The sequence below is a fragment of the Mesorhizobium sp. M0136 genome, from assembly GCF_040322515.1.
GTDB lineage: Bacteria > Pseudomonadota > Alphaproteobacteria > Rhizobiales > Rhizobiaceae > Mesorhizobium.
Map to the genome: position 1 here is coordinate 1 of NZ_JAMYTP010000053.1, position 8480 is coordinate 8480.

The window sequence follows — 8480 nt, forward strand, 5'->3', positions numbered from 1 at the left end:
GAAAGCTTGACCCCAGCACCGCGGTGCTCAGGTCCTCATGGCATCGGATATGCACGTCTGCGGTCTTCACCGGATGCGTACGATCATCCGCGGGTTGGAGGCGGCGGTGCTGGCGGGTGCGCCTACCATCCAGCGAAAGGTTTGGTGTGACCCGAAGTCGACCTTCGCAGCCTGAATGGCTGCTTTGCGCCGCATCACAGCCGTTGGGTAGAGAAGATGGTCATCCCAAAAAGCCGAAAGTTCCGTTTGTTCGAATGATGACAACTAAGGAAATAGGAAACAGCCTTTGCGCGCAATTCCGTGCTTTGGCGTTGCCGAGGGTGCTTCACTAGCATTGATCTTTTTGGTGCGGCATCCACGGCGCCGCGGCGTGCAGTAAGTGGAGAATACAATAGCGGTGAGGGCTGCGATCGGTGAGGTTCAGTGATGAATCATGTGCAGAGTACCAGGTCAAAATGTCTCCGCTCTGACTTCACCTTTATTAAACGACGGCCCTTGATTTTACCTCACCAGATAAGCGGCAGGAGGTGTAACGGCGCGCCGTCCCTCATTCCGTTATGCCTCGTTCTGCTGTTGGCATCTCCGGCAAATGGTCAGTTGGCCCCCGAAGCGCCAGCGGTTGCCATAGCTAACGACAGCTCGTCGGTCGTGGTTTCCAAACATACCAAGGTCGACAAAGAACCGGGCAAGCCACAACCGGGCGCGCTCGGATCCCATATATCCAGAGAGCTGGTGCTCAGCGAAACACAGGCACTCAAGGAGGGCGCGCAACCGCCGCTCGGCGAGCATGAGGAGGCTTTACGCCGCGAATTGGCCGCAGCACGAGCGGAGCTAAACGTCATGCAGCGCAGCATACGTGAGCTAAGCGCCCAGGCACACGTGCTGGCAGACACGGTGGCTCAGCAAGCACAAGCCCTAAAAGAGCAGCAGCGAACAGACGAAGCGCTCGCGCTCGATCTGGAGACGGCGCAGCGCGTTATCGAAAGCTACAGGGCTGAAGCCAGTCTCTGGAACAGCGAGCAGGCCGCCGCGCTTGGCGCGCACCCCTCTATGGAAGCCTCCCAGCTTGCTGCTAAGCGAGCGCTTGATGACGAGCGGCACAAGGTTGAGCTCCTGGAACAAGAACTTGCCACGGCTCGCCAAACTATCGATGCTCTTAAGACAGGCGCAAATCTGGCAGCCGTCGAGCAGGCCAACGCCATAAGGGACCGACAGGTGGCCGAGGCCGCTCTAAAGCAGGTTCGAGAAAGGCTCGAACGGGGACGCGAACGAGCAGATTCAGCTGTACGTGACCTCGATATTGTTCGCCAGGAGCGCGATGCTTTAAAGCAGAATTCGGTAGCATTGAGTGCGGCGCTCGACCAAGAGCGTGAAAGGGCTATCGGTCTAGCCCGCAGCCTCAGTGCGGCGCGTGAGGCAATTGATACTGTCAAGGGTAAGCGTCGGACTGCGGCTGTGGAGCGCGCGCCGAAAACACGTACCCCCGCGAGTGCACTTGCAAGCAGGTTATCGCGTTCGGGCGCCCAACCAGCCCGTAAACCGGGCTTGCCGGAAAAACAGAGAGTGAAGATCCAAAAGTCGCCGCAAACTGCTCTGCTGGCAACCATACCTCTTCCCGCAGCATTGCTTCCAACACGGCCATCAAAAAGCTCGAGCCGCGCGAGTGAAGACCAGTGAGCAAAACGGTAGCCGCAGGGGAGACGACTATGAACAAGTATGTCGCAGCCGCGTTGGTGATCGGGACTACAATTGGGCCTGCCTCGGCACTTGAAGCAGGCGTGGGCGGTAGGGCCGGCGGTGTCGGGGTCGGTGCTGGAGTGAGCGCCGGTTCGCAAGGCGTATCTGTCGGGGCGGGCACGAGCGTCGACGGCGTAGGCGGAGCAAACGTTGGAGCTTCGGTCGGTGCAGATGACGGATCAGTCGACGCAGGCGTTGGTGCCAGCGGCAACGTTGGTGACACAAGCACAAGTGCCAGCGTGGGCGACGATCCGTCCGCCGAAAACGAGGCGGCTACCGCACCCGACAATTCGACTGCAGCGACGGCCCCTGCCTCTGCCAAGACCGCCAGGCAATTCATCGTGCTGCCACCCGTCCTCAGGCCTTCCAAAGCCGGTGAGGGTGACTTCACCAAGGGGTATCCGTTTGGATCTCTGGGGCCACTGACACCGAAACCCGGTACGCCGATTGCGGTCGTGCGAGCCTGCCGCGCGGCGATCATGGCCGCTGCGACGCCGCTAGGCGCCGTCCGTGTCCACGCGGCAAGCGCAGGCGCCTTGCATCAACGTCGGGGCGCACTCACGGCGCCGATCGAGGTGCGAATAGACTACGCAAGAGAAGGCGGCATCGAAGTCCGCCAGGCGCAAGTCAGTTGTCGCCTCGATGCGTCGGGCAGGGTCACTGCAATAATATAGCACCAAGCCTGATTGACAGCGCTGCACGCCGACAGCGGTACGATCCGCTTCGCCATCTACAAGGCGGCGTTCTAGCCCATCTGCGCCTCCCACCCCCTCACGGCACAAATATCAAAAACACCCAGGTAAAAAACACCACCAAATGCACCAGCCCGGTCAGGAACGTCGTTCTCTCGGTGCTAAAGCTTACATTGCAGATGAAAAGCGCCAGGACCAAAAGCACCGTGTCGGTCGCCGGCAGCCCCAGGGTCAGCCCTCTTCCGGTGAGCAGGCTGGCGGCGGCTATGCCTGGTATTGTCAAACCGATTGTCGCGCAGGCCGAACCCATGGCGACGTTCAGGCCGCGCTGCAGCTCGTTGTTGAGTGCGGCACGGACCGCTGAAATCGCCTCCGGCATCAAGACGAGCCCGGCGATCATCGCGCCGACAATGGCGTCGGCCTGCGGCACCTCATAGGCAATGAGCGCATCTTCGACACTTGCCGCGACCTGTTCGGCCAGCATGACAATGCCGATCAGCCCGATCAGCAGGAGAATAGCGCCGGCGGCGACGCTTTCGTGAGCGTCGGTTCGCGTCGAGGCGCCGTGTGCTTGTGCGTCGATGAAATCGTCGCGGTGGCGGACAGTCTGCGCGAACAGAAAACCGGCATACAGCAGCACCGAAAGCACGCTGACGAAGCCAAGCTGAGCCGCCGAGAACGTGCCGGGATCGGTGGTTCGCGTGTAGGTCGGCAGAATGAGCGTCATGACGCTCAGCGCGACCAGAACCGCCAGATAGGCGCTTGTGCCTTGGCGCACGATTGCCTGCTTGCGATGGCGCCAGCCGCCAAACGTCAGGCACATGCCGACAACACCGGTGGAGGTGATCATCACCGTCGAGAACACGGATTCACGTGCAAGCGTCGGGTTGTTCGCGCCGTGCAGCATGATCGAAACGATGATCGACACTTCGATTGCCGTCACCGCGATGGTCAGCACCAACGTGCCGTACGGCTCGCCTACCCGCCGGGCCACCGCCTCGGCGTGGTCGAGCACCACGAAAATGGTGATGAACATGATCGCGCTCGACAGCGCGCCGATAAATATCCTGGTGCCCAGCGACCCTTCGTCCACCGACACCCCGCTGGCCCTGACCGCGACAGCCATCGCCAGCGCGCCCAACGGCATGCCGTAGGAAATCGCCGATCTTGCGAAACCACTCATTGTCACCGTTTTGCCTTCCCGCGAATCCCGTGGAAGGGCGATTTGCAACCACTGTTGCGCACCGCGACCATCCAGAGGAATTCGCATATGACAGGTCATGACGAGCCCAATCGCAGCGTACCTACCCCTTCAAGGGGAAGGCAATCGCATTTGGAGTCTTGCGAAAATGGACCCCCCCTAACCCTCCCCACTAGGGGGAGGGAACGCTGCCGCGCGCCCTTGCTTTCCTTTTGGGGACGAAATGCAGGCAATTTTGCAAAGGTCGGCACCACCGAAAGTCCCCCTCCCCCTTGTGGGGAGGGTCAGGGGTGGGGGTCCTCTTCGCAAGAATCCTCCTAGCCCCCGCACACCTCGCCTGACCCTTGTCCGAAACATCATGTCACCCGCAGGGAAGCTCACACGCTAGCCGGGCGTGTTGGCCTTGACGACCTTCCTGCATTCGGGCGTCAGCTCGCTCATGTGACCGGCCAGGCATTTGACGACGCGGCCACCGCCCGGCAGCACGCCTTTGCACAATCTCTGGTAATCTGCCTGGCAGGCCTCACGCTCGGCCGCCGTCTGCGCCAGCGCCGCGGTGGCTGCCAGCTGTGTTGCCAGGAAAAGCACGCCTAACCCAATCCGCATGGAACACCCCCCTCAATATGTTGCCCAAACAACGCCTCCGTCACGCGTAGACGCAAGCCTTCTCAAGCCGTCTTCTGCGTCACCAATCCCAGTTCATCGATCATCGCCTGGCGCATCAGGAATTTCTGCGGCTTGCCGGTCACCGTCATCGGCAATTCGGTGCGGAAGCGGATATAGCGCGGGATCTTGAAATGGGCGATCTGGCCGGCGCAGAACGCCTTGATGTCCTGCTCCGTGGTGATCTGGCCGGGCTTCAGCACGATCCAGGCGCACAGCTCCTCGCCGTATTTCGGGTCGGGAATGCCGAACACCTGCACCTCCTTGATCTTGGGGTGGCGATAGAGGAATTCCTCGACCTCGCGCGGATAGACGTTCTCGCCGCCGCGGATGACCATGTCCTTGACCCGGCCGACGATGTTGCAATAGCCGTCTGCGTCGATGGTGGCGAGGTCGCCGGTGTGCATCCAGCCCTCCGCGTCGATGGCCTCGCGGGTCTTTGCCTCGTCGTCCCAATAGCCCTTCATCACCGAATAGCCGCGCGTGCAGAGCTCGCCCGGCGTGCCGACCGCGACGGTGGCGCCTTCGGCGTCTATCGCCTTGACCTCGACATGAGGATGGACGCGGCCGACGGTGGAGACGCGCTTTTCCAGGGGATCGTCGACGCTGCTCTGGAACGACACGGGGCTGGTCTCGGTCATGCCGTAGGCGATGGTCACCTCGGCCATATGCATCAGCGACACCACCTTCTTCATCACCTCGATCGGGCATGGCGAGCCGGCCATGATGCCGGTGCGCAGGCTGGTGAGATCGAAGGACTGAAAGTCCGGATGATCGAGCAGGCCGACGAACATGGTCGGCACGCCGTAAAGCGCGGTGCAGCGTTCCGTCGCCACCGCCTTCAGCGTGGCGCCGGCATCGAACCCCTCGCTCGGGAAAACCATGGTCGCGCCCTTGGTGACGCAGCCCATCGTGCCCATCGACATGCCGAAGCAGTGGTAGAGCGGCACCGGGATGCACAGCAGGTCGTCGACGGTAAGCCGGATCGCCGCGGTGACGAAATTGCCGTTGTTGACGATGTTGTTGTGGGTCAGCGTCGCGCCTTTCGGAGCGCCGGTCGTGCCGCTGGTGAACTGGATGTTGATGGCGTCGTCCGGTTTCAGCCCGTCGGAAATGCGGTCGAGCCGGTCATGCTCGTCGCGCCCGGCCATCGCCAGCACATCGGCGAAATTGAACATGCCCGGCGAACTCTCCTCGTCCATGCGGATGACGGTCTTCAGCGCCGGCAGTCTGTTTGCGTCGAGCTTGCCGGGGGTGGCCTTGGCGATCTCCGGCGCCAGCGTTTCGATCATGCCGAGATAGTCGGAGCTCTTGAACTTGGCGGCGGTGACGAGCGCTCGGCAAGCGACCTTGTTCAAGGCATATTCCAGTTCGACCAGGCGGTAGGCCGGGTTGATGTTGACCAGGATCAGGCCGATGCGGGCGGTGGCGAATTGCGTCACCAGCCATTCCCAGCGGTTCGGCGACCAGATGCCGACGCGATCGCCTTTCTCGAGGCCGAGCGCCAGGAAGCCGGCGGCCAGCGCATCGACGGTCTCCGAGAGTTCCTCCCAGGTAAAGCGCTTGTCCTGCTCGACGAAGACGGCGGCATCGAGCGTGCCGTATTTGCTGACCGTATCGGCAAATAGCGCCGGGATCGTCAGGTTGAGCAGCGGCACGCTGCGCTCGCCCGAGACATGCGCCGTGCCGTCGACCGGCGCAATGAACGAGCCGCCATCGCGCTTGCCGCGCAGGCTGGTGGCATTCTTCAACTCGTCGAGATTGATCGGCATCGCCGTGTCCTCCGCAGACCAGCCGAGCCTATCAGCCCCGCGGGGTGGTGGAAATCCCGTCGATGGTGGGGCTTGCGCTGGAACTCGCCTGTCGGGGCCAAAAACAAAAAACCCGCCTTGGCGGGCGGGTCTTCAGGGCCAATTGGCACCATAGCGAGATTAGTAGCATAGCTGCCGGCACAAAGCAAGAACAAAGTTCCTGTATGTCAGGAAATTGCTTCGGGTCGGCGTAGCTGCTTATCTCCCCCCTCGAGGGGGAGATGGCCGGCAGGCCAGAAGGGGTCGCCCCGCGTGGAGCTCCAGCCTGTTCTGTCGGTCAGGAGAGTCGCGTCAAGACGTACCGACCCCCTCTGTCGCCTTCGGCGACATCTCCCCCTCAAGGGAGGAAATCGGCGCCGTCAGCCTGCGGTCACCGACGCCATCCTGCCCGCAATATCGCGCAACACGGCCTCGTCCGCCGCCGCCCGCGCTTTCCGCGACGCGACGAGGCAAGCCTGCGAGCGCAGGATGAGCCCGTCGGCCAGCACCTTGAGATGATTGGCGCGCAGCGTCGAGCCTGACGTGGTGATGTCGACGACGATATCGGCCAATCCGGCCGCCGGCGCGCCTTCGGTGGCGCCCAGGCTTTCGACGATGCGATAGACCTGGATGCCGTGCTTTTGCGAAAAGAACTGCTGGGTCAGGCGCCAATATTTGGTGGCGATCCTGAGCCGGCGGCCGTGGCGCTGGCGGAAGTCGGCGGCGACGTCGTCGAGGTCGGCCATGGTGTCGACATCGAGCCAGATGTCGGGCACGGCGACGACGACATCGGCATTGCCGAAACCGAGGCGGGCGATGATTTCGGCGCGCGCCTCGCAATCGGCAAGGTTTTCGCGCAGCAGATCTTCGCCGGTGATGCCGAGATCGACCGAGCCCTGGCCGATTTCGCCCGCGATCTCGGAGGCCGACAGGAACGCTATCTCGACGCCGTCCATGCCATCGATACGGGCGCGGTATTTGCGCTCGTCGCCCGGCAGGCTGACGGCAAGCCCGGCCTTGGCCAGCACCTCCAGCGCCTGCTCCTTGAGCCGGCCCTTCGACGGCAGCGCCAGCGTGATCATGGCGCCTTCTCCCGCAACGCCTCGATGCGGTCGAGCCAGACGGAAAAACCGACGCCTGGGATCGGCGTTTTTGCGCCGAGCAGCGTCAGCAGCCGGTCGTAGCGGCCACCACCGGCGAGCGGCCGGTCGCCGCCTTGCGCCGCGATCTCGAAGACCAGGCCGGTGTAGTAATCGAGCGGGCGGCCGAAGGCAGCGTCGTAGCGGATTTCAGACATCGGCAGGCCGAGGCTTGCGATGGCCGCGGCGCGGGCGGCAAAATTGTCCAGCGCGGCGCCCAGCGAAAGGCCGGCATCGGCGGCAAAGCTTTCGAGCGCCCCGGCGGCGCTGTCGAGCGGCACGTCGATCGCCAGAAACCCCTTCAGCGCCGCAAATGCCTCGTTCGACAGCCGCACGCTGCGCAATTCGGCCTTCTCGACCAGGCGCCGCGCGATTTCGGAGGGCGAACGCCCGGCCGTTGCCGACAGGCCGGCCTCTTCCATGCCGCCGGCGATATGCGCCGAAAGAGCGTCCAGATCGCCATCAAGGACAAGGGCGGCGACCGCGCCGGCGAGCTGGCTGTTGCGCGGCGGATTGGCGAGGTCGGCAAGGGCTGCCTCCAGCATCGCCGCCGAGCCGAAGGCGCGCGCCAGCCGCATGCGCCAGCCGCGCGGCAGGCCAAGCGCTGCCAGCACCGCCTCGAAAATGGTCTGGTCGCCGAGCGTGACCACCAACTCGCGGCCGGGCAGCACCAGCGAGAGCAGCGCATGCGCATCGGCCAGCGAGCGGGCGTCGGCGGCGGCGGTGTCGCGGTCGCCGAGGTCCTCGATACCGGCCTGGAAGAATTCGTTGCCGCCCTCGCGGCGCTGGCGAAACACCTCGCCGAGATAGGAATAGCGGCGCGGCGTGCCCGCCTGGCTGGCAATGTGGTCGAGGCAAACCGGAATGGTGAATTCCGGCCGCAGGCAAAGCGTCTGCCCGGTCTCGCTCTCGGTGAGAAAGATGCGACGGCGCAAATCCTCGCCGGCCATGTCGAGGAACGGGTCGGCCGGCTGCAGCACGGCGACTTCGACCGCATGGGTGTTGCGCGCGGCGAAGAGCGTCGCGATGTCGGATGCGATGGCGGGGTAGCGGGAGGTCATTGATCGGTTGGGCGCGAGGCACCCCCCTCTGTCCTGCCGGACATCTCCCCCGCAAGGGGGGAGATCGGCAGCTTGGGCCCCGGCACCTTTTCTCCAACGCCGGAGATTGGCGAAAGCAGGCGCGACATCCAAAATCCCCCCGTGGGGGGGGGCATGGGTGTGTGTGTGTTATAAACAAATACCCGCCCCCCACCCGG

Annotated in this window: 6 protein-coding genes; 1 reads left to right on the forward strand and 5 read right to left on the reverse strand. The window is 63.5% G+C overall.

Features of this window, described 5'->3' with window-relative positions; all coding sequences use genetic code 11:
• The first annotated feature begins 426 nt into the window (after window positions 1-426).
• Window positions 427-1677 (forward strand): coiled-coil domain-containing protein, encoded by a 1251-nt coding sequence (locus tag NKJ35_RS30475; RefSeq protein ID WP_352651328.1) that lies wholly within the window; start codon window positions 427-429, stop codon window positions 1675-1677.
• An 831-nt stretch (window positions 1678-2508) separates the two neighbouring features.
• On the opposite strand, the gene NKJ35_RS30485 is transcribed toward NKJ35_RS30475, so the two are convergent.
• The 5 genes from NKJ35_RS30485 to NKJ35_RS30505 form a co-directional block, all read right to left on the reverse strand.
• The gene (locus tag NKJ35_RS30485) at window positions 2509-3612 is read right to left on the reverse strand and encodes a calcium:cation antiporter (protein WP_352651331.1); all 1104 of its coding nucleotides are present in this window, start codon (window positions 3610-3612) and stop codon (window positions 2509-2511) included.
• Between the two features lie 402 nt (window positions 3613-4014).
• Window positions 4015-4236 carry a cysteine rich repeat-containing protein gene (locus NKJ35_RS30490; protein ID WP_254819326.1) on the reverse strand — a complete coding sequence of 74 codons (222 nt, stop codon included), beginning with the start codon at window positions 4234-4236 and terminating at the stop codon, window positions 4015-4017.
• A 62-nt stretch (window positions 4237-4298) separates the two neighbouring features.
• Window positions 4299-6065 carry an AMP-binding protein gene (locus tag NKJ35_RS30495; RefSeq protein WP_352651333.1) on the reverse strand — a complete coding sequence of 589 codons (1767 nt, stop codon included), beginning with the start codon at window positions 6063-6065 and terminating at the stop codon, window positions 4299-4301.
• A gap of 398 nt (window positions 6066-6463) precedes the next feature.
• Complete coding sequence (hisG, locus tag NKJ35_RS30500; protein WP_352651335.1) at window positions 6464-7165, reverse strand: ATP phosphoribosyltransferase; 702 nt, start codon at window positions 7163-7165, stop codon at window positions 6464-6466.
• Complete coding sequence (locus NKJ35_RS30505; protein WP_352651337.1) at window positions 7162-8283, reverse strand: ATP phosphoribosyltransferase regulatory subunit; 1122 nt, start codon at window positions 8281-8283, stop codon at window positions 7162-7164. The genes hisG and NKJ35_RS30505 overlap by 4 nt, the downstream gene beginning before the upstream one ends.
• Window positions 8284-8480 lie beyond the last annotated feature (197 nt).

Bases quoted from the DNA above. Each gene is read 5' to 3' on its own strand.
- NKJ35_RS30495 (WP_352651333.1), bottom strand. From the start codon at position 6,065: ATGCCGATCAATCTCGACGAGTTGAAGAATGCCACCAGCCTGCGCGGC.
- hisG (WP_352651335.1), bottom strand. From the start codon at position 7,165: ATGATCACGCTGGCGCTGCCGTCGAAGGGCCGGCTCAAGGAGCAGGCG.
- NKJ35_RS30485 (WP_352651331.1), bottom strand. From the start codon at position 3,612: ATGAGTGGTTTCGCAAGATCGGCGATTTCCTACGGCATGCCGTTGGGC.
- NKJ35_RS30475 (WP_352651328.1), top strand. From the start codon at position 427: ATGAATCATGTGCAGAGTACCAGGTCAAAATGTCTCCGCTCTGACTTC.
- NKJ35_RS30505 (WP_352651337.1), bottom strand. From the start codon at position 8,283: ATGACCTCCCGCTACCCCGCCATCGCATCCGACATCGCGACGCTCTTC.
- NKJ35_RS30490 (WP_254819326.1), bottom strand. From the start codon at position 4,236: ATGCGGATTGGGTTAGGCGTGCTTTTCCTGGCAACACAGCTGGCAGCC.